The organism is Pectobacterium atrosepticum (assembly GCA_019056595.1).
In the GTDB taxonomy this organism is placed as follows: domain Bacteria; phylum Pseudomonadota; class Gammaproteobacteria; order Enterobacterales; family Enterobacteriaceae; genus Pectobacterium; species Pectobacterium atrosepticum.
Map to the genome: position 1 here is coordinate 4,703,518 of CP036163.1, position 19,925 is coordinate 4,723,442.

The following is a 19,925-nucleotide window of genomic DNA, read 5'->3' on the forward strand; positions in this document are numbered from 1 at the left end:
AATAATTGCGGGAGAATTAACTGGTTGAGGATCGCCAGATACCGGCGGGAGGTCGTGCCGATGTTGCGCGCAGCCCGTGAGGACGCACAGCATCAGAAAGACGAGGCTGGATTTCATATCGATTCCTGTGTTTGTCGAAGACAGAAATACCATACCGATGGCGGTTGCCATGGTACGAGGTAGAGAGATGGGATTAGAAGGAGATTAGCGGTTACGCTGTTGGTTGAAACGCTTCATGCTGTCGATAGAAGCCACACGTTTTTGCCATGCGGATAGGGCTTTGCTGGTGCCTGCGGCGATAAGTGTACCGGTGGCATTAGCGGCGCTGACGCCCCCTTTTGCCGCCAGTCGAGCACCCGCCGCCCCGGCTTTCATGGCCGGTTTCGCTGCATCAGAAGAGGGTTTCGCCAGCCCACGCAGACCGCCCATAGCGGCACCCTGTAGTGCAACCTGAACGGCGACGCCGCCTAATGCATTCGCGATTTTTGCTGAAAACCAAATAATGATGCCTGAAATAACACCTGCAACGCAGCACTGAACACCCAGTGTGATGATATTGGCGCTATCTGCAAAATTAACCGCTTTATCTAATAGCCCATTAAGATAGTTGATGACAATCCTGATAGATAACGCGGAAAACATAATCGTCAGGATCACCGTGAAGATAATTTTCAGCCAGTTGTTAAACATCGGAATAAGGAATCCATACAGTAGGCAGAAAATAAATAACGGTGCGGTGGTGGTCATTAATACAATGATTATTCCGGCTAACAGGTTAACCGCCGAACCAAATAGCAGGGTGACGATTGCGCCTCCCCAGACCAGAAGTTGGGCAATACCGCCGTTGAGTTTTACATAGGTGGAATCATCCTGCTGATAAAGCTTTTGTCCTATCGTTTGCGCTTTCGCCCAAACGGTATCCAGTAACACCCAGACATTGTCATCACCGCTGACGCCGTCGGTTAATCCGTTAATGGCCGAAATGGCTAAATCCAACCAGCCATCGAGATTTAAAACGAATGTCATGATTAATAGCATTCGCCCAACATCCCATATGACATCTTCTGCAGGCGTTTGGAGTTTTCCAGCCAGGGTTTGATAACCCCGATAAGTGACAAATAACGTGAAGGAGCTGACGGCAATAACGCTTACCATATCGCCGTACACGGAGGTTTGTCCCCGCAGTACGGCATGTAAACCGTCAGTGATCGTGTTGTTCATTCCAACAAACATACCACCTGACATAGATGACCCCTTTAATTCAAATCGGGAACCTTGGCATTTTCCTGACGGAGTTCAAATCGCGCCTCTCGTGCATTTTTGCAATCCTGGGAGTCATCGCCGGATGATTCACACGCTTTATATCGCTGACTCAGTTCATCCGGATGTTCTTTGTACCACTGCGTTGATTTCGGGTTGTCACATCCCGCCAGAAATAATGAGGCTAAAATAATCGGAAAAATGCAAAGTGACGTTTTCATTCTTACCCTCTCAATGATTAAAGTCAGGAATCGGGGAGACGAGTTGTTGTTCATTGAATGCTTTTTGGCGTTGTTGAGTCAACATCACGGATCGCTGTTCAGCCTGCTTGACTGACATTTCCCATTGGCTGGTTAATGCGTTCAATTGTACGCTTTTGGCTGCCACCGCGTTAGCCAGGTCCTGTGACTCTTTCGAGTCTTTGGCGTTTGCAATGCGGTCGGATAAATCTGATATATCGTTTAATGTGCTATTAATCCGGTTTTGGACATCGCTCGTATTCTCAATCGATACCGCCTGATTGAGGACAAGCTGTTTGCAACTTTCAAGATAACGTTGCGATGAACTGGACTGATTACAAATATCAAACGATTGATATTTGCTATATAAGCGCTGAAGGTCAGAAGAATAATAACCGCTTGGGTTGGTCAGCAGATCATCCAGTGAAATACCATTTTTACGTAGATGTTCGATATCGTTTTTCAGGGATTTTGCCTCGCGGAGAAATCCCTGAATATCTCGTATGCCTGTTGCGGTCGCTAATTGCTGCTTATAAGCATCAAGCTCACTTTTATAGTGAGTGACCGTTTCCTGCCATTGCTGGAGTTTCTGTACCCATTGGTTAATCGACTCGGTATTACTGGCGGCATCAAACACAGGGATACCGGCACTAAGTGCGGGTGTGGAAACCAATAGCGATAATGCCAGAAACATCTTTCTGGTTTGCATGGTAGCGACCTCCGAGGTGAATATCAGATAGCGTGGTTAAGGAACGTGTCTTTCCAGTCTTGAGGGGACATGCCTTCCTGATAAATAGCATCAAATATTTTCAGGTTGTCTTCACTGCCGCTCAGGATCTTAGTGATGTTCCCGAGGCCCGATAAATCCATTCTTGCCATGGCGACAAACGGGCGAGTTTCACCGGCACGCAGCGGTGTTTTCAGGACAACCGTATAGTGCTCGCTGGGATCAAGGGTGCGAACCATGTCGTAAACGCTTTCCGGGACTTTCATTTTATCTACGTAATCCGCATGGTTGGCCTTGGGATTGGCGAGAAAAATCTGGGTACTGCACTGCTCAATAATCGCCGGAGCGATAGGGTGCCTGACGATTTCATCGGGCGACTGGGTGGCGGGGATAAAAATGCCGTTCAGCTTGCGGATCACCTTGAGCATATTGAGTGAGAATTTAGAAAACTCGACATCCGCCAGCCATTTCCAGAACTCATCCATGAACATCACCAGTCGGCGACCATCCAACAGGCTGGTGACGCGGTACAGCAGATAAAAGGTGATCGGCCCGCGAATGTCGTCATCATCCAGGAATTCCGTGCCGTCGATACCAAAGTTATCAATATTGTTGATGTTGAAGGTGTCCTCCTCGTTATCGAATACCCAGCCGAATTCACCGCCCTGCGCCCACTGTTTCAGTCGGATTCGCAAGCCGTTAGTTCGGGCCTCTTTGGTCGGTGGCTCTGGCAAGACTTCTAACAGCCGGGTAATACCATAACGGCGGTATTCCGGCGGATAGTCCAGCATGATGGTATCCACCGCAGTGCTGATACGCTCTTCATCGCGGGGATCGAGAGGCTTACCGTCACGACGGCACAGCATCCGGATCAGTCGCTTGATAAAGCTGATATTCCGTCGTGTGGGAGCAAGTGAGAACGGGTTGAATCCGGTAGGGATACCTGTCCGGATACGGAAGTAGCGACCGCCCATCTGGCGGATCGACATTTCTGCCGCTCTGTCTTTATCAAAATAAACGGTGGTCAACCGCTTGATGGTGGCTGAGGCGGAAAATGTCGCCGGATTGCGGTACTTCTGCATCAACTGTTTCATCATCGTCATCAGCAGGGTCTTTCCTGAACCTGTTTTACCGATGATGGCGGTATTCCCCGGCGTTTTCTCATTAAAGTCATTCCGTCCTGCGTGACTGTCATGCAGGTTAAGATAATAACCGCCACCACCAGGTGATTTCAGGATGGCGATAGCCTCACCCCATGGATTGCCGTTTCTCTTGTGAGAATGAAAGTTATGCAGACTCCCCATATCCGCGTAATTCTGGCTACTGACCACCACCAGACGGGGTCGTAACGTATAGACGCCGGGAAGTTGAGCCAGATAGGCGGCTGGTAACGACAACGTAGATAGGGATGTCATGATGCCGAGATCGTTAAAAGGCTGGGCCAGCGCATTGGTCTCCTTGACTACCTGAGCGGCGCTGACGGACGAGACCAGCAGCGAGAAGTGATACTTGCCGCAAGACACATGCCCGGACTGGAGCAGGTCGCGTAAGACGATCAATTCCTCTCGCTGTGAAATAGCGTCATCGTCGGTTGAGTTCAGCCGTTTTTCTGCCAGTCGGATATGATTTTGTGCTTCATCCCGTGCCATACAGGTGAAAGACTGCGTCAACACATACTCGCTTTCGGCATACAACAGCGCATCCAGCAGGCCGGTATAGGTTTCCGGTGAATAGTCTTTAATTTCCAGATTGCGGAAGAAACGAGAACCGCCGACCGTCTGACATTCGGCGGTATCGGTGGTAAAGAACACATCCGGTGTGCTGAGTGCGTGATAAAACGGTGTGCGTGTCACCGCCACGTTCTGCCATTTGCCCATAATCAGCCGATGGTAGAAAGCCAGTTGTGAAGAGTAAACCCGACCTTTTTCCTCATAGAGGCCCAATGGTGTTGCCACGTAACGTGACAGGGCGGTGTTGATGGCTTCATGGTGCTCCAGCATCCCTTTCAGAGCATCATCCAGTGCTGCTTTCCTTTTTCCGGCGGTCTGCGTCTTCATGATTTTTTTCTCCAGCGTGGAGAAAGGGGCATAACAGACGCTGAAAAACAGCCGATGTCGCCATAGTGGTTTCTCTTTTATTGGCTGGTAATAGCGTTCCGTGACGTCATCCGCAAAGGGAATGCCCGAACTGGCCTCAAAGCCATCCTGATATTTCTCTCGTATGCGGTGGATATAGAAGGTGATCGGTAGCCCTTCATACGAGCGGATCAGGTTGTTAAGGTGGCTTGCCAAAAATGTCAGATGATGTTCATCTTCACATTCAAAAACAGTACCGTCCAATTCCCAGGTAGCGACTAAATCACCGGCACGATTTCTTATGATGTGTGGGTGAATGTGGGAGGAGTAGGGAATGTATTTATCCAGCGTGATGCGCTCGTTTAATTTCATCTTATCGGTAAACTCCGAAACATCGACGGCGTCATAGTGGCTTGCCAGCATGGCACTAGCACCGAAATGGCGATCCGTGGCAAATCGCCCACGGGTTTTAAAGGCCAGCCACAGAAGTTCGAAATAATGAATATCCGTTCGAGCTTTTGCCTTCATTTCCAGCCAGGCAGGGATCAATAACGACGCAAGGTAATAGCTGATATAGACCGACAGCAGGACGATAGCCCCGCTGACGATCACGAACGGGACGAGAGGGATACCCATAATGGCGGCAGGGCGGGTCAGCGCTTTGTTCAGGGTGGTCATCGGTTCCTCCTATGATGCCCAATAGGCACCAAAGCCCGATGCACCGACAATCAGGATGGCTCCGATAATGACGTTGCGCATATCATGCAAACTTTTACCGTCAAACAGCACCTTGTAACCCACCCACATGGTTGCCAGCGTGATCGTGACGGCGGCCAGCCCGAGCAAGCCGGTGGAGGTATTACTCAGCGTGTCGTTGGCTTTATTAAACCCGCTCCCAGCTGCCAGCGTTTGGGTCGATATCAACAGGGAAGAAAACGCAGGCCAGTATTTACGTGTTTGCATCGTCATTTCTCCTCATTAATTACAGGTAGGGATACATCGCCGCGAAGGATGGCGTCGGGATAGTGCAAGGAGGTCACAACAGGTGTGGTTTTATCGGTGAGTTCACCGCGTAGGACGGTGGTCGGATAATGAACATATGATGTGGATTGGCTGGTGGTACTGCGCTTTAGATCTTCCCGCGTTGACCGGACCGCATAGCCAATACGCTGGATATAACTGGTTTGGTTAAAGGCGGATTCTGGCTGCTGACCCGTATCGAAATTGCCGGAATAGTAGCAACTGAGTGCTCTTTTCAGCGTGCCACCGCGTTGGTAGCAGTCGGTGAGGATGCGCTCAAAAATGGACAGATTGATGCAGGGGTCTAACAAGTCATGGGCTGTTACGCCGTAATGGCGAAAGTTGGTACTGGTGATTTGCATCAGCCCGACCGAATAGCGGCGACCTTTTGCTGCCACCCGCTTGATGATGTTGATGGCAGTTTGTTTGCTGGTAGGTTGATGAGAAATGACACCTAGGCTGCCGGGCGCTCTTTCTTCCTTTGGCACAATTTCAGCGACGGCATAAGGATTAAAGCTGGATTCCACTTTAGCCACATCAAACGCGGTGGAGGGGTGAACAGTGACGGCACACTGTATGGTCGCCGCCAGAAAGGCTGTGGGGGAAAGCATAGTTGCCTCGGTAAAAGGTCGAGCCACACACAGCCAACAGACTGTTGCTGGCAAGGGAAAAGGTGCGTGAGGGGACAAGTTAATCGTGGTGGGGAGCTTGCGGAGTGTCGCTATCGTCTCTCGGCTCAAGGAGCACCAGCTTACCGGAGACCGCAATATCGGGTGTCAGTACGATGTTCAATCCGGGTTTGCCGTTATGGGCGAACGCCACGCCGACCTTTGTCCAGTAAGTGTTTTTCTCTCTGTTGGAGTCGGGCTGACTTTTTTGCGTGACAAATACGTGATAGGTAGGTTTTCTCATGTGATTTCCTTTAATAAAAAGCCATAGTGAATTAACTAAATCGATCACATCCCGATTCTGCATTCCGGTTTCAACGGGTCAGCGAGAACATTCAGCGGCACCCTGAATTGTGGTTGTGTGACAGCCCGATTCGCATTGTTAAAGAGCAATACCCGCCCCGGACGAATAAACGTCCATAAAGCTCGCCAGTGGAAGGTGGCGCGATAAGCGTGCGATATCGGCGTCAGGATGAGAATGAGAAAATCAAAAAGGGAATGAGAGAAAAAAAGAATAGCGTGGTAATTATTTTTAGTATATTGGATTTTTTGTGTTGGCACTATTGTAGCTCATGTGTATATCTAATCTGAGAGACAGTTTTGTGCTGTGAATTCAACGGGTCGATGCATCGAAATATTTCTATTTCTTGTCAATTTAACTGTGATATCTTAATTCAAACACTAGTTTGAATGAAATGAAATAAAATCTTAGTTAATTATAAGTATTTGCAACGAAAATAGTGGGTGTATTATAATGAACGGAATATTTAGACCTTTTCAGAAATACGAAAATGAACAATATCAACGAGTAAAAGCAAAGGTGTTTTCAGTATTCACATCTGGACACATAACCAAATTAGATGAAGTGATTTCTGTTTGTCTTGTTATGTTTGATGAGCATGAAGCTGTGTTTGTGGAAAATATTGATCGAATTGATACTCTCGATCTTATTATTTTTGCGCTAAACGAATATGAAGCGTATGCAAGAGTGAATTATTTATATTATAACCACTCCTTATCTGCATCTGATGAAAAAGAATGGTTGAGTTACGCCAGCCACGCCAGAAGGGGCATTAAATATTTAATGGAATATCTATGTCAATTTTACATGACGCTTTCTCGAACTAAAAAAAATAAATTAAGCGATAGTGAGAACGGTGCAGTTTTATCGAGAATATTTATTTCAATCGAAGAAATGTGCTCTACTTACATGCGCGTTGATAGTTATAAATTCTTGTACGATCGTGTAGACCTTTTCCTTAATGAAGAAGAATTTGTCTATTTTAATGTGCCTCAAGACGCCGAACCTAAAAATAATTTAGACATTCGTAATGAAAAAAAACAAGTCTTACCCCTTATTAGTGGAAAGCCTTATGGACATAATATAGAAGAGCACAGCAAAGTGTTAGAAACTTCCTTTTATAAAAACTTGGGGGTCAGCTATCACCAACTAATAAATTTTCTACGCAGTTATATAGAATCGCAACATTCATCCGTTGCTATTATTCCTAAAGAAAAAATAATTTCAGATTTACAGCAAGCCTGCCAAATAAGTTATGAACAAGCAATTAATGCCATTCACGGCTTTAGCGTAAGAACTGTTAAACTAGAAAATAGGAAATTATTCAACCCTAAACAAGAACATCGAGCCTATCATCGAGGTTTTTTTGAGTTCATGGACGAAGATATTCCTGTGCTGATATTTTCAAAAGTAATGGCACTAGAAGCCCTAGATATTTTGATTAATAACACATGCTACCAAAAACTACCAGAAGAGTGGAGAACACCGGCAGTTGACCTGCAACTAGCTTCTTTATCTAATAAGGCAGGGAAATGGTTTGAAAAAATTCTGAATGATAATCTTAAAACTGTAGCAGTCAGCGCTATTTCTTCAGTAGAACGCTACCGCTGGCAAAAAAAAGTGATCACGCCACCGGATAATGTTGGTGAGATTGATTTTATTGGTTATTGTCCTAAGAATGATTATTTATTTGTCATTGAGGCTAAAAACGTACGGTTTAATACAGAGCCAAAGCTATTTCGAGATGACTTAAGTAAGTTTATTACTGGAAGTAAATCCTATGCCAGCAAGTTTAATGCGAAGCATCAATGGGTTGTTGAAAATCTACCGATAGTGATTAGTGAACTTAAAATGAGAGGAATAGAAGTACGGAAAGTTAAGAAAGTTTTCAAAGTAATGGTGATTTTTTTTCCATCGCCTGTAGAGGATAGAATATTTGATTTTAGTTGTGTTAATTTGGTTAAGTTTATGCAAATCATGAAAGGCGGAGATCTATCCTCTTTAGCATCAATTGACGTTTAACACTTTTTTTCATTAAAAATTAGATGTTTTTTTGTTGGCATTCCTAGAGTGCCAACAATGCAATTCACTAAGGAATGGTGGTGATAGCCATGTAGTAGTTATCGGAAAGTTAATTAGTAGAGAGGTTTAAATTGTGACTTTTACGCCTCATAAATCCAACTAATATTGATATGTCAACATCTGAGTTTCGCTCATTTCCGGATATCATTTTTAATTGTGCTCAACACAGAGCGTTTTCAGATAAAGTTTGAGCCAATGCAGATAAATAATAATGACTGTGGTTTTATATTCATTATTTTGAAACTTAAAATACTCATGGTTTCTTACTTATTCAGATAATAAAAAATGCGCAAAGAAGAATGCCTCTCTGCGCGTATATCTGCATACTATCAGCGCTGACGGCGCTCAAGAATAGTCTGGCATTCCGTACAGGTTGCCACGCCCGGCAGGGTTAGACGTCTCTGCTCGGGAATGGATTCACCGCACAAACGACAGTAATGTAATGAGGGTGTAGTCGCTGGCTTGAAACGGTTCTGTTCAATCATCTCTTCCAGGCGTTGCTCATTAAATTCCTGATCGCGATCGATCTCATCTGGCATGCGATGTCCTCCTATTCAGTGCTTCTTTTTCACAAAGGGTGATACGGTTCCAGACTGCGGTCAGGGAAGGCCCTTTTTCCCTAGAGGACAACGATTCAGTGACCTGCATCATGGCTTCTAGTGCGTCAGGTGTATCAAGGTTTTCAGTGCGTTTCTTTTGCCATGACAGCCAGATTTCGGCATCAACGGTTTCATCTGGAATAGGCGTTCGGCCATAAGGGATGGTGACACCCAGCAACCGGCGACGAGTGCAGACCTCATTTGAGGTGAGTCCAAAAAAATGATTAAGGAGTGCGATAGATCCCCCTAATATGATGGCCCGATTAATCTGTTGCTGGCGTTGCGCCTCTTGGCGGGACAACGCCAGAATCTGTTGTAGAACGTCGTGACGAACAGTGATCGACATAAACTGCGCGGATACCCGGCTGACGATAAACAGTTCGTCGAGGGATAGTTGATTGAGGGCATTCAATTCGTCGAATGTGAATCCTAACGTTTCGCAATAACGAAAATTGCCTTCCTTAAGCGCGGCAAGGGCGTTTGTTAACACCGCGTAATTCAGTGAGGGGAACATAATGCTGTATCTCCCTTCAGCGCGTTAAGCGGTTAGCTAATTTGAGGTTTATCCACTCGTCAATTTCAGATTCAAGCCAGGCTACGCTGGCAGGTCCAATCTTTATTGAAGATGGAAAGGAGCCTTCTTTCATGTACAGGTAGATTTGTGAGCGTTTCAGACCGGTTTTTACTTCTACTTGTTTCAGACGTAATAACTGATGAGATGTCATAAATACCTCCAGTGCAGAAATGGGATATGCCCGGAGATGACAAAAAAACACAGTGAAGGAAGGAGTGAAAGTAGAAGAGCCCGTATTACGGACACCACGATCCTTAATACGGGTTTTCAGATTGGAACGTGTAACATCATTTTAATTGGGGACCTAAATGGACGTAGGTGAACCACGTTCAAGCGCTGTTTTTAAGGTATCGCCGCTGAGTCGGTCGGTCATGCCTTCGGCTGATGCCCACTGTTCAAAGATGGACAGAAGCTTGTAAGGTTGCCTGATTAATGGACTGATAGACTCATTATTTTTACAGGCAAGCCAGAAAAACCGAGATAGTGGTGTTGATATTCGTGTTGAAGATAAAGGGTTCATTCTGTTCTTAGTCATGATGTTAATTAATTTATCAAGTTCAGCATGTCGAATGACAAAACAGGCATCACGAGGTAGAACATGAGCAGGGAAATACTCTTTTTCCAAGTAATAACTTATCCTCTGAGAAAATATTTCTTTGTGTACATCTTGTGCAATATTTTTAGGTAGTTGCATGATTTTTTGTTTTATCCTTTGCTTCCATGTTACCCTTTCAAATAGTTGAAATATTTCCCCATGTAAGTTTACTGTTATGCCGTGATTAAATTCAATGGCTCCTGTTACCGGTGGACGAATTTTAAGGGAATAGGCAAGCAATTTCTGTATTAGAACATGTTCATACCCAATTAATTGGGTGTCAAGAATTCTCTGTGTGGGTGTTATATATGCACCGTTAGTGCTAACAATAGAATTACACTCGTTGATGAAGGTTGTTTTATCAAAAAAACATAAGCGATTAATTAATGACGATTCTGATTTCCTAAGTTTTACTTTGTTGTCTGATCTTTGTATTTTTCGTAATATTATTGGCGACTGAAAGTAAATGGAGAGACGAATGCTATCATGTAATGCATGTCTGTAAATGTCATTTTTTTTTAATTCCCAGCCCTTTTTTATTTGTCCTTTCAACTGCTTCACTTATAGTCAGCCAGTCAGGAGAGCTAGAGTTTGTACTTGATAATGGTTGTTTTTTTGACATGATAAATCTCATCATTTTATTGGGTTTTACAAAAACTTCATGAAATTGTTCAGTGAGTTTTTTTCAGGGAGTGGGATCATAAAACGTTATGATATCTGAATTATATTGAATATTAAGCGCCTCAGACTGCGTGTCCGGCACATGTTTAGCTTTAGGCAAAAAGAAGAAGAACAAATACCAGATTAAACTAATCCAGTACTCAAACTTCGCGGCCAGTTCTTCGCAAATGCTGAAACTAATTCTGGTTCGGACTCGAGTTACTAGAGCCACTTTCCCAGTCAGTTTTAAATTCATTTGTTGCTCCTCAAATTAAGCATAGTTAATAATATAGCTCTGAGTGACATGGCATAATCAAGGCGATTTGGTGAGTTGAGTAGCGCCCCATCATCTGAACTGGGGCGGGCCGAATTTGTATTTATTGACAGTGCATAGCCACAAGCTACCGAGAAGCACACGTCGAACAATGATCAGAAGCTATATGTCACCTTCAGGCTGCCAGTGGGCGATGTTTTTCGTTGAACAATTGGACTATTTCGTGCATCACCAGCCAACTGCGTAAATCCTGCTGCGGCAACTACGCTCCAGTCTTGATTAAGCTTGTGCGTCCAGTCCATATTCAGTGAATAGGCATAAATTCCAGACTTGGCATCATATCGAGTAAACCCCGATGCTGCCGACTGTGATGCACTTACCCCGTAGTAAGTCTGCATGTACTTGCTGGTCCCCCAACTACTGGTCAGCGCCAGCGTCACAGCGTTTTTCGATGACGTATAGAGCGGGCTGACAATGCTGAAATGCAGGGCCTCACCATTGCTTCGCTGAGAAATCGGCACCTCAGCCTGCAATTGCAAATTAAGCCAGTCGGTCACCTCGTATCCTAGGCCAGGCAAACCGATAGCAGAGCCCTTAACGTCACCCATACCTCGCAAGTAGTCGCTACCGTAGCTGAGCGAGTCGCTGTCCACGTCACGATCCTTTCTGCCTGCGCGATAACTCACCGAAGCGCTGTAATCAAACTTGCCGATATTGTTACCGTAACCGATACCACGCGTGGAGCTGACGAAGAAACCATTTACCATAGAGTAATCAATCACTAGGGCCGTCGTGACTCGGCTTTCATCCGAACCAGAATAACGTGGCGCAACATCCACGCCTCCTCCTAGGGTCAACTCGTTGCCCTGTTTCTGTTCTGCTGCCAGTATTGGGGTTGCCAATAACGCGAGGACAAATCCTGACAACAATTTTCCCAGGGTATGCCCCGAGAGTGAATGGAGGAACTTATGACTCAGTTCGATGTTTCTCATTAAGGAAGTCCTTGTGGGTTCAACTGACTACGATACAAGCGGTTTTAAACGCCAGAACGCTCAGTTTGAATGCTGACCCTGAAGTTCTCATGAGCCAAAAATGAAGAAATACTGAAGTAAGTACCCGTTCTGCAAACCTGATAGATTTACTGACACCGTTTTTTTCTTCAGACGTTCTTCATTCACTGTTGATAAAGTAACTATTGTGAAAATTCTCCTAATCGAAGACGACATCGATCTCGGCAATGGCGTACGTATTGCCCTTACAGACCAAGGATTAGATGTCATATGGGTTCGCCGTAAAGTGGATGCTCTGCATCAACTCGATGTATGCGTGCCAGAACTTGTATTGCTCGACCTCGGCCTGCCCGACGGTGATGGCATGAGCCTGATGGCGCGTCTGCGTCAGGAGCTCAAGGGGATCCCCGTCATCATCCTGACTGCTCGGGGCACTCTGCAAGATCGCTTGACTGGGCTGGATGCCGGTGCAGACGACTATCTCGTCAAACCTTTTGTTCTCGCTGAGTTATTGGCCAGGGTGAGAGCACTTGTGCGGCGCAGTTATGGTTTTCAGAATGAGGTGATAGAGATTCGAGGTCTATCTCTCCATGTGCCAACTCGTCGCGTGACAGTGAGCGAAAGTCATGTTGATTTGACGGCAAGTGAATACGCGCTGCTTGAAACGTTAATGTTGCGTTCTGACCGTGTTCTGACCCGTAGTTTTCTGGAAGAAAGGATCTTCGGTGCAAAAGAAAATATGAGTAATGCTCTCGATGTACATATGGGAAATTTGCGTCGCAAAATCGGTGACGGCTATGTGCGAACGGTGAGAGGTGTGGGGTTTGTCATTGACACCGTACCCATTCAGAAGGGGGTAGGTTGATGCGTAATTTTTGGCGCTATCTGAGAATTCCAACGCTCGTACGGCGAATTATGATCGCCCAGATGCTATTACTCACGCTGCTTTGGTGTATTTTTCTGACCTACATTTTATGGGATAACTTACGCAGCCCTCCAATGCTATCAGGCAACAAAACCTATGAAACCATTCTGACATTGGTGGATCGTATGGGGGATCGCCCGCACGATCTAACCGATGTGCTGGAAACATTCAGCAAGGCATTGCGGGAAGGCTATGGCGGAGGTGAAGACCCAAAAATGTCAATCAGCCTAATCGTTCGGAAGAATAAAGAGATAATTTATTCATCTGATGGCGCTCCAGTAGGAGTGACAAACACCGGTTATGGGATGATTCAGAGTGTTCAGAGTAACGATCGCACCTGGACTAGTCGTACTCTGAAGTCTAGGAGCTCCGACACAGAGGTGACACTGCTCACTCCTGCTGGCGGTTGGAACTTCTTCATATACCTGAACTCGCGCGGATACTACATATTACCGCTGCTGGTATGCATTCCTTTTCTTTTGTTTCCTGCGTGGCTGTCAATCCGCATTGCAATGCGTCCCTGGAACAAGGTGGCAAATGAAGTTTCCTTACGAACACCAGAAGATCTTTCTCCCCTAAAAGCAGTTCCAAAGCACAAGGAGCTTCGCCAAATAGTGGACGCGATTAATATATTCCTTGCCAGGGTACGAGAAAGCACTGAAAGGGAACGGACTTTCATTGCAGATGCCGCTCACGAGTTGCGTACTCCCCTGGCTGCAATGCGAGTCAATGTTGAGGCTTTGCAGTCCGATGTAAGCAACGTTAGTCAACAGGAATTGCTTGCAGGGATTATTCGTAGCAATAGCCGTGCTGCTCGTCTCGTCAATCAGTTGCTGCTGCTGATGCATAGTGAAGCGCGCATTAACACTGTTATGGAGCCTGTGCCGTTGACGACGCTCATACAAGAGCGAATGGCTGAGTTGGCACCTCTAGCTGCTGAGAGCCGAATTGAGCTTGAATTCTACTCTCATGATGAAGTCTGGATTACAGGTGTCAGGGAACGCCTGATGTCGCTGATCGACAACTTAATTGAAAATGCTGTGAAGTACAGTCCTGAGGGCGGGCGGGTTGAAGTAGAGGTACGATCGTTAGAAAAATCCATTCAATTGCGTATCTCAGATGCAGGGCCCGGAATCATGGTTGAATTGAGGGAGCGGGTGTTCGACAGATTTTTTCGTGATCCCAATCAGATACAAAGCGGGAGTGGATTGGGGCTTGCAATAGTCAAAGCGGTTGCGCAGCAACACAACAGCAGTGTTTTACTAAGTACTTCTGCAGAAGGTGGGCTCATGGTTATTGTTGATATCCCAAATCAAAATTCCGTCTGAAAGAAAACGCGATTTTGATCCTAACCCTGCGTAGGATATTTACCAGAATAATGGAGCGTAAATTGAAATATTTGGCCCTAGCTACAATATTATTTTCTATATCACTTAGCGGATGCGCCATAACCGTAAGCGATTTAAAAAACAACAAATCATCCTTAGACGGCAGTTTCATTAGCAAGACGGGGTCCTCCGATACTTATCGAACCCTAAGGCTCATGGCAAGGCAGTGTCTGGAATATCAGTCATATTCAGGAAATCCGGTCATCGTGTTAAGCGAGTTTGACAGTGAGCGCAAAATAGGTGAGATCAATCAAAAGCTTCTTTCAGAGGGATTATTTATCAACAACACGCTAATTGAGATAGAGAACCATGGTGGTGACAAAGCTAAGATCAGTCTATACACAACTAAGAATATTTTGAGTACAGGCATCAGGTCGCCAAATATAAGTGATATCAAGCGATGGGCTGATGGGGACAGCGCCTGCTAACATTATACTTAGCGATACGATCAGGCATTCCAGCCTGAAAATTAGCAATTACCCTGAAATTGTTTTTTTAACGCTTAACTTGCATCTTTATAAGTGTACAGCCGTGTTGAAAGGGTTATTCCGGAGATAGCTTTACCCACCATGGCAGCAGTTCCTTATCACAACTCACCAGCCAGTCGGCGATGTCATGCAGCACATGATACAGGTAGTGATCCGAATCTATGCCGTTCAGTCGACAAACGGCCTATCCGTCCGTTCCCTGATCACCTTCGTGATCAGAGTCGAAGAACAGTTGGTTTTTTCGCCCCAGACTCACCAGCCGAAGAGCATTTCCCGCGATGTTATTACCCACTTCTAGCCAGCTATTTTCTGCATAGTACGCAAGGGCCAGCCACTGGTTTAAAGCATAAGCGAATGCTTCCGCCAGTTCTGAGTGCGCGACAGTGTTTTAACTTTCCCGCCACTAACCTTCCTAAGCCTTCAGGAGCGGTTTCGCCATATATTGGCGTTGTTAGCTGAACAGGTAAAAGTACACAATCCTCAATCAGGACGCAGGGAATGATACGGCTCTTATCTAGCGTTATTCAGTCTTAATGCTATTGCTTTGCCTTTGGATATACGGGGGTACATAGGCTTCCCGGCACGTATCCAGATAATCTGACCACCATTGCATCATCGCTTTTCGAGCATCGAGATATTCTGCTTTATGGATGTAAGCAGCTCGAACGCTATTGCGTTCCTGATGGCTCATCTGCCGTTCAACCGCATCCTGTGCCCACAGTCCAGATTCCATCAGGGCACTACAGGCCATTGCGCGGAATCCGTGGCCGCAGATTTCATCTTTCGTGTCATAACCCATCAAGCGCAGCGCCTTGTTGACCGTGTTTTCGCACATTGGTTTATACGGATTATGGTCACCGGGGAATATCAGTTCCAGATGCCCGGATATATTCCGTACTTGTTTCAGTATAGCGATGGACTGACGAGAGAGGGGAACGATATGTGGCGTGCGCATTTTGGCACCACGCCCGGAATAACGCACACCAGGAATAGATTCACGGGTAGCCGGAATGGTCCAGATTTTGTTTCTAAAATCGATCTCAGACCAACGGGCGAAACGCAGTTCGCTGGAGCGGATGAACAGGTGTAGAGTAAGTGAGACTGCCAAACGGGTTAATTCTCGCCCTTGCTTGTAGTCCTCAATGCAAGTCAACAGTTCCGGTAGTTTCTCCAGCGGAAGGGCAGGGTAGTGGCGTTTAACGGGCGGGGCGATTATACCGTCAAGATTTGCCGCCGGATTGTTCTCTATTAATTCCTGATGTACGGCATGACGCATGATGTTGCACATATGCTGTCGGGTTCGTGCCGCTACTTCCAGCAAACCTTTTTTCTCAATTCCTTTCAGCAGATCGATGAAGTGGCGAGTTTTTAGTTCTGTGACCGGCAGGTGTCCAATTATCGGGAAGATATGGTTATTCATGCTGGCAAGCAGACGGACGGCATGGTTCTCTGACCATGAGCGGTTGCTTTTATGCCATTCCAATGCCACATGCTTGAAGGTTTTTTCTGGTGAGGAAGTGGTTCTTTCAGCAGCGCGCTGTTGTGCTGGGTTGATATTCTGCGCCAGCAATTTACGGATGCCGTCACGCTGTTGACGAGCATCAGCCAGAGAGACATCAGGATAGGAACCCAAGCCGAGGCGGGATTCTTTTCTATTGATACGATATTTGAGATACCAGAGACGTGAACCACCTGGATTAACTAAAAGGTATAGGCCGTGAGAATCAGAAACTTTGAAGGGCTTTGCGGATGGTTTTAAGTTGCGGATTTTTGAGTCGTTAAGAGACATTTGGGGGTCACTCCGTCATCGAACCAACTTGACCCCAAATCTGACCACCAAATTCTCCCGATGCGGAGGGTAAACTGAAAATGCATCGGGAAGACTTTTCACGCTAACTTATTGAATCTGAATCACATAGGGATTCGCAAAGCGGCATGAAAACAAGAATTTGGCTCCTCTGACTGGACTCGAACCAGTGACATACGGATTAACAGTCCGCCGTTCTACCGACTGAACTACAGAGGAATCGGTTAAGTGCGATGGATAATAGCGGGAGCGTTTCGGGTTGTCAAAGACTGTTATAGCTCGGTGCGTTTGATTGCCGAACTAATAACCAACATATTGAAATTATTGCTCAAGTTGAGCACTAGAAAGCAATGAAATGCGCTGATTGGTGGGCAGATCTGCACCCTAAAATAGCAGAGATTGCTTTAAGATGGTGCAGGTTGGCATTGGCCTTATGACCGATTTCCGATACAAAACCGGAGCGTTGGTTAGCAGAATCATTGCTTTTCCTTATTTTACCTGTGGCTTATCAAGGAGGTATCACTTTTTCTTAGGTACAGGTACAAAATATGGCGCGCTTTTTGCTACCTCTTTAGGGTAACTACTCAGGAGGCAGACATGAATCTTAGACGGCTCAAGTATTTTGTGAAAATCGTTGATATCGGTAGCCTGACACAGGCTGCTGAGTTGTTGCATATTGCACAACCGGCGCTGAGCCAGCAGGTCGCGACGCTGGAGAGTGAACTCGAAAAACAGCTGCTGGTACGGAGTCGGCGTGGTGTTACGCCTACCGAGGCGGGGAAAATTCTTTATTCTCATGCACAGACGATATTGTCGCAGTGCGAACAGGCAAAGGATGCGGTGAGTGGTGTACGGCAATCAATGAGTGCGTAAGCGTTAGTCATAGAGCCAGCCATTTCCCGATGGCTGGCTATCAATCAATCTTTCTTGCTAGATGTTCTGTGGAATTATATATCTTTTCCGTGAGTCTCATCACAATTCCATAGTGTTATCGAGTTTCTTCCAAACAATGACGTTGCTCTTAAAAATAAAATGGTTTTTTAGTTTTTTTATTTATTTGGTTTATTTATCTGCAGCTTCATTTTATTGCCGCAATGTGAATATGATTTCCTTAAAATGGTAATAGACACTAGCGGTCATGCCATTCACAGTGTTACATTAATCTTCGTTATGTTTTCTCTAATCCTGTGCACCAAAGAACAGGTGTTGCCTTATGGGTGTATGACGGTTATTTTTTTGATTAAGGAGTTCAAATGAATAATATCCTCTCTCATCTTTTAATAAAGTTGGCAGAAAAAGAAGTTGGAGAAAAAGCGCTTAACGCGAAGATTGAATCGTTAGAGATGCTGATTTCTGCTATTGTTTCAACGTTTGATGATGGTAAAATCAATGAGTTAAATAAAAAGATAGAAGGTGTGGTTGCTGATGCTTCGCAGCGGAAGGATGAGCATAATTACTTAGCTTTCGAATTATTGGAAAAAAATATCAATCGAATCACAACCGTTTCATTACGGGAATAACTTTCTTATATATCAATGGTGACGACATTAATTGATCGCATATTAATTTCCACACATCAATTGAGAATTGATTATATCCAATAATAGAGAATACTTGTGCTATGCGTGACTTTGCTGAAAAAAATTGAAGGCGCCGACGTTGTCCGCGCCTTTCTTGCATTTATACGCTTTACTTCACGTCAACAACCTGCTTTTTTCGACGAACAAACTGATAAGCAATAGCCAGAACAATAAACCAAAGCGGCGTAACAACAAGCGCCTGACGTGTATCTGGCTGTAATGTTAACAGTACAATAACAAAAGCGAAAAAGGCCAAGCATACCCTGCACATAAAAACACCCAATGGCATTTTATATGATGACTCTGCATGTAGCTGAGGGCGTTTTTTACGATATGTCAGGTAAGAACATAGGATGATACTCCAGATGAACATGAATAAAATCGCGGAGACGGTGGTCACCAGCGTAAAGACGGTCATCACGTTCGGAATCAGGTAGATCAGCACCACGCCCGAGAGTAAACATATACAAGAAAACATCAGACCGGTTGAAGGAACCGCGCGTTTAGATAGCATGCCGAAGCTCTTCGGTGCATCGCCTTGTTTAGCGAGGCCAAATAGCATGCGGCTGGTTGAGAACACACCGCTATTGGCTGAGGATGCCGCAGACGTTAATACGACGAAGTTGATCATACTGGCGGCCGCAGGTAAGCCAACAAGAACGAACATTTCTACGAAAGGACTACGATCCGCAGTAATTGCCCCCCACGGTGTCACGGACATAATCATGATTAATGCAAAAACATAAAACATGATGATGCGAATCGGGATGGCGTTAATTGCACGTGGTAGAACGACTTTCGGATTTTTAGTTTCAGCGGCGGTAGTACCAACCAGTTCGATACCAACAAATGCGAATACGGCTATCTGGAACCCAGCAAAGAAACCACTTATCCCTTTAGGGAACATGCCGCCATCATTCCATAGGTTGTTAAAAGAGGCGACGTTTCCTGATGGAGAGGAGAACTGCATCATGACCAGCGCGACACCGACCACAATTAACGCAACGATAGCGACAATTTTTATCATTGCGAACCAGAATTCCATCTCACCAAACAGTTTTACGGTTGCCAGATTTAGCGTCAGTAATAGCAGAACGCAAAGCAGAGAAGAGACCCACTGCGATAAATCGGGGAACCAGAACTGAGAGTAAGCGCTAATGGCTACGACATCGGCAATTCCGGTTACGACCCAGCAGAACCAGTAAGTCCAGCCGGTAAAGAACCCCGCCCATGGCCCGAGTAGATCAGCAGCGAAATCGCTGAATGACTTATAGTTGAGATTGGAGAGTAATAATTCTCCCATTGCGCGCATGACAAAAAACAGCATAAAACCAATGATCATATAAACGAAGATGATCGAAGGACCTGCCATACTGATTGTTTTGCCCGAGCCCATGAATAGCCCAGTACCGATTGCTCCGCCGATAGCGATGAGCTGAATATGACGATTAGTCAGATTCCGTTGCAGTCCTTCTCCCTGTTCAGGGGCAAGGTCTGCGGTTTCTTTTAATTTTTCGACCATGTAAGTACACTTTCCTGTTTCTGTCTGTGATGTTTTTTTGAGCTCTTTGGCGGCTCTCATTTGCGAAAATCGAAACGAATAAGATAGCTCAACCGCAGTACTTATTACAGCGGATGTCTGAGATAAGCATA

General features: G+C 45.6%; 21 protein-coding genes, 1 tRNA gene and 2 pseudogenes. 7 read left to right on the plus strand and 17 right to left on the minus strand.

Annotated elements, in window-relative coordinates; translation table 11 throughout:
* Positions 1-204: 204 nt before the first annotated feature.
* The 7 genes from DCX48_21785 to DCX48_21815 all read right to left on the minus strand — a co-directional run bounded on the left by DCX48_21785 (position 205) and on the right by DCX48_21815 (position 6,233).
* A complete protein-coding gene (locus tag DCX48_21785) occupies positions 205-1,245 on the minus strand; it encodes a type IV secretion system protein (GenBank protein ID QXE16908.1) in 1,041 nt (346 codons plus the stop codon).
* An 11-nt stretch (positions 1,246-1,256) separates the two neighbouring features.
* Complete coding sequence (locus DCX48_21790) at positions 1,257-1,481, minus strand: Eex protein (GenBank protein ID QXE16909.1); 225 nt, start codon at positions 1,479-1,481, stop codon at positions 1,257-1,259.
* 10 nt (positions 1,482-1,491) lie between these two features.
* On the minus strand, positions 1,492-2,208 hold the full coding sequence (locus tag DCX48_21795) for a type IV secretion system protein VirB5 (GenBank protein QXE16910.1): 717 nt from the start codon (positions 2,206-2,208) through the stop codon (positions 1,492-1,494).
* Positions 2,209-2,231: 23 nt separating this feature from the next.
* Positions 2,232-4,979 carry an ATPase gene (locus tag DCX48_21800; protein ID QXE16911.1) on the minus strand — a complete coding sequence of 916 codons (2,748 nt, stop codon included), beginning with the start codon at positions 4,977-4,979 and terminating at the stop codon, positions 2,232-2,234.
* Between the two features lie 9 nt (positions 4,980-4,988).
* Positions 4,989-5,270, minus strand: a complete 282-nt coding sequence (locus DCX48_21805) for a conjugal transfer protein (protein ID QXE16912.1) — start codon at positions 5,268-5,270, stop codon at positions 4,989-4,991.
* Positions 5,267-5,932, minus strand: coding sequence for a transglycosylase (locus DCX48_21810; GenBank protein QXE16913.1), 666 nt, complete (start codon positions 5,930-5,932; stop codon positions 5,267-5,269). The genes DCX48_21805 and DCX48_21810 overlap by 4 nt, the downstream gene beginning before the upstream one ends.
* 79 nt (positions 5,933-6,011) lie before the next feature.
* A complete protein-coding gene (locus tag DCX48_21815) occupies positions 6,012-6,233 on the minus strand; it encodes a hypothetical protein (protein QXE16914.1) in 222 nt (73 codons plus the stop codon).
* A 510-nt stretch (positions 6,234-6,743) separates the two neighbouring features.
* Between DCX48_21815 and DCX48_21820 the strand changes: the two genes are divergently transcribed.
* Complete coding sequence (locus DCX48_21820; protein QXE16915.1) at positions 6,744-8,312, plus strand: hypothetical protein; 1,569 nt, start codon at positions 6,744-6,746, stop codon at positions 8,310-8,312.
* Between the two features lie 389 nt (positions 8,313-8,701).
* On the opposite strand, the gene DCX48_21825 is transcribed toward DCX48_21820, so the two are convergent.
* The 6 genes and pseudogenes from DCX48_21825 to DCX48_21850 all read right to left on the minus strand — a co-directional run bounded on the left by DCX48_21825 (position 8,702) and on the right by DCX48_21850 (position 12,066).
* Positions 8,702-8,911, minus strand: a complete 210-nt coding sequence (locus tag DCX48_21825; GenBank protein QXE16916.1) for a TraR/DksA family transcriptional regulator — start codon at positions 8,909-8,911, stop codon at positions 8,702-8,704.
* Positions 8,901-9,485, minus strand: coding sequence for a DUF2857 domain-containing protein (locus tag DCX48_21830; protein ID QXE16917.1), 585 nt, complete (start codon positions 9,483-9,485; stop codon positions 8,901-8,903). Before DCX48_21830 ends, DCX48_21825 begins: the two co-directional genes overlap by 11 nt.
* A 16-nt stretch (positions 9,486-9,501) precedes the next feature.
* Positions 9,502-9,696 carry an AlpA family transcriptional regulator gene (locus DCX48_21835; protein QXE16918.1) on the minus strand — a complete coding sequence of 65 codons (195 nt, stop codon included), beginning with the start codon at positions 9,694-9,696 and terminating at the stop codon, positions 9,502-9,504.
* Positions 9,697-9,849: 153 nt separating this feature from the next.
* Positions 9,850-10,762: pseudogene (locus DCX48_21840) on the minus strand (hypothetical protein).
* Positions 10,763-10,969: 207 nt separating this feature from the next.
* Positions 10,970-11,056, minus strand: a pseudogene (locus DCX48_21845) (oxidoreductase).
* Positions 11,057-11,229: 173 nt separating this feature from the next.
* The gene (locus DCX48_21850; protein ID QXE16919.1) at positions 11,230-12,066 is read right to left on the minus strand and encodes a MipA/OmpV family protein; all 837 of its coding nucleotides are present in this window, start codon (positions 12,064-12,066) and stop codon (positions 11,230-11,232) included.
* Here DCX48_21850 and DCX48_21855 point away from each other — a divergent pair.
* The 4 genes from DCX48_21855 (at position 11,970) to DCX48_21870 (ending at position 14,825) form a co-directional block, all read left to right on the plus strand.
* The gene (locus DCX48_21855) at positions 11,970-12,170 is read left to right on the plus strand and encodes a hypothetical protein (protein QXE16920.1); all 201 of its coding nucleotides are present in this window, start codon (positions 11,970-11,972) and stop codon (positions 12,168-12,170) included. The two genes, DCX48_21850 and DCX48_21855, sit on opposite strands and share 97 nt — an antisense overlap.
* Before the next feature lie 101 nt (positions 12,171-12,271).
* Positions 12,272-12,949, plus strand: coding sequence for a response regulator (locus tag DCX48_21860; GenBank protein ID QXE16921.1), 678 nt, complete (start codon positions 12,272-12,274; stop codon positions 12,947-12,949).
* Entirely contained in the window at positions 12,949-14,337 is a 1,389-nt protein-coding gene (locus DCX48_21865; GenBank protein QXE16922.1) for a two-component sensor histidine kinase, read from the plus strand. The genes DCX48_21860 and DCX48_21865 overlap by 1 nt, the downstream gene beginning before the upstream one ends.
* 50 nt (positions 14,338-14,387) lie before the next feature.
* Positions 14,388-14,825 carry a hypothetical protein gene (locus DCX48_21870; GenBank protein QXE16923.1) on the plus strand — a complete coding sequence of 146 codons (438 nt, stop codon included), beginning with the start codon at positions 14,388-14,390 and terminating at the stop codon, positions 14,823-14,825.
* Between the two features lie 244 nt (positions 14,826-15,069).
* On the opposite strand, the gene DCX48_21875 is transcribed toward DCX48_21870, so the two are convergent.
* The 3 genes from DCX48_21875 to DCX48_21885 form a co-directional block, all read right to left on the minus strand.
* Positions 15,070-15,252, minus strand: a complete 183-nt coding sequence (locus DCX48_21875; protein QXE17347.1) for a hypothetical protein — start codon at positions 15,250-15,252, stop codon at positions 15,070-15,072.
* Between the two features lie 153 nt (positions 15,253-15,405).
* Positions 15,406-16,674, minus strand: coding sequence for a DUF4102 domain-containing protein (locus tag DCX48_21880; protein ID QXE16924.1), 1,269 nt, complete (start codon positions 16,672-16,674; stop codon positions 15,406-15,408).
* 161 nt (positions 16,675-16,835) lie between these two features.
* Positions 16,836-16,911, minus strand: a tRNA-Asn gene (locus DCX48_21885).
* A 378-nt stretch (positions 16,912-17,289) separates the two neighbouring features.
* Between DCX48_21885 and DCX48_21890 the strand changes: the two genes are divergently transcribed.
* Both DCX48_21890 and iraP read left to right on the plus strand, forming a co-directional pair.
* Positions 17,290-17,565, plus strand: a complete 276-nt coding sequence (locus tag DCX48_21890) for a LysR family transcriptional regulator (GenBank protein ID QXE16925.1) — start codon at positions 17,290-17,292, stop codon at positions 17,563-17,565.
* Between the two features lie 380 nt (positions 17,566-17,945).
* Positions 17,946-18,212, plus strand: coding sequence for an anti-adapter protein IraP (gene iraP / locus DCX48_21895; GenBank protein ID QXE16926.1), 267 nt, complete (start codon positions 17,946-17,948; stop codon positions 18,210-18,212).
* Positions 18,213-18,381: 169 nt separating this feature from the next.
* Here iraP and DCX48_21900 read toward each other — a convergent pair whose 3' ends face one another.
* Positions 18,382-19,794 carry a D-serine/D-alanine/glycine transporter gene (locus DCX48_21900; protein QXE16927.1) on the minus strand — a complete coding sequence of 471 codons (1,413 nt, stop codon included), beginning with the start codon at positions 19,792-19,794 and terminating at the stop codon, positions 18,382-18,384.
* Between the last annotated feature and the right edge of the window lie 131 nt (positions 19,795-19,925).

Excerpts from the sequence above, each read along its gene's own strand:
- DCX48_21785 (QXE16908.1), bottom strand. The coding sequence starts at position 1,245 with ATGTCAGGTGGTATGTTTGTTGGAATGAACAACACGATCACTGACGGT.
- DCX48_21790 (QXE16909.1), bottom strand. The coding sequence starts at position 1,481 with ATGAAAACGTCACTTTGCATTTTTCCGATTATTTTAGCCTCATTATTT.
- DCX48_21795 (QXE16910.1), bottom strand. The coding sequence starts at position 2,208 with ATGCAAACCAGAAAGATGTTTCTGGCATTATCGCTATTGGTTTCCACA.
- DCX48_21800 (QXE16911.1), bottom strand. The coding sequence starts at position 4,979 with ATGACCACCCTGAACAAAGCGCTGACCCGCCCTGCCGCCATTATGGGT.
- DCX48_21805 (QXE16912.1), bottom strand. The coding sequence starts at position 5,270 with ATGACGATGCAAACACGTAAATACTGGCCTGCGTTTTCTTCCCTGTTG.
- DCX48_21810 (QXE16913.1), bottom strand. The coding sequence starts at position 5,932 with ATGCTTTCCCCCACAGCCTTTCTGGCGGCGACCATACAGTGTGCCGTC.
- DCX48_21815 (QXE16914.1), bottom strand. The coding sequence starts at position 6,233 with ATGAGAAAACCTACCTATCACGTATTTGTCACGCAAAAAAGTCAGCCC.
- DCX48_21820 (QXE16915.1), top strand. The coding sequence starts at position 6,744 with ATGAACGGAATATTTAGACCTTTTCAGAAATACGAAAATGAACAATAT.
- DCX48_21825 (QXE16916.1), bottom strand. The coding sequence starts at position 8,911 with ATGCCAGATGAGATCGATCGCGATCAGGAATTTAATGAGCAACGCCTG.
- DCX48_21830 (QXE16917.1), bottom strand. The coding sequence starts at position 9,485 with ATGTTCCCCTCACTGAATTACGCGGTGTTAACAAACGCCCTTGCCGCG.
- DCX48_21835 (QXE16918.1), bottom strand. The coding sequence starts at position 9,696 with ATGACATCTCATCAGTTATTACGTCTGAAACAAGTAGAAGTAAAAACC.
- DCX48_21850 (QXE16919.1), bottom strand. The coding sequence starts at position 12,066 with ATGAGAAACATCGAACTGAGTCATAAGTTCCTCCATTCACTCTCGGGG.
- DCX48_21865 (QXE16922.1), top strand. The coding sequence starts at position 12,949 with ATGCGTAATTTTTGGCGCTATCTGAGAATTCCAACGCTCGTACGGCGA.
- DCX48_21870 (QXE16923.1), top strand. The coding sequence starts at position 14,388 with ATGGAGCGTAAATTGAAATATTTGGCCCTAGCTACAATATTATTTTCT.
- DCX48_21880 (QXE16924.1), bottom strand. The coding sequence starts at position 16,674 with ATGTCTCTTAACGACTCAAAAATCCGCAACTTAAAACCATCCGCAAAG.
- DCX48_21890 (QXE16925.1), top strand. The coding sequence starts at position 17,290 with ATGAATCTTAGACGGCTCAAGTATTTTGTGAAAATCGTTGATATCGGT.
- iraP (QXE16926.1), top strand. The coding sequence starts at position 17,946 with ATGAATAATATCCTCTCTCATCTTTTAATAAAGTTGGCAGAAAAAGAA.
- DCX48_21900 (QXE16927.1), bottom strand. The coding sequence starts at position 19,794 with ATGGTCGAAAAATTAAAAGAAACCGCAGACCTTGCCCCTGAACAGGGA.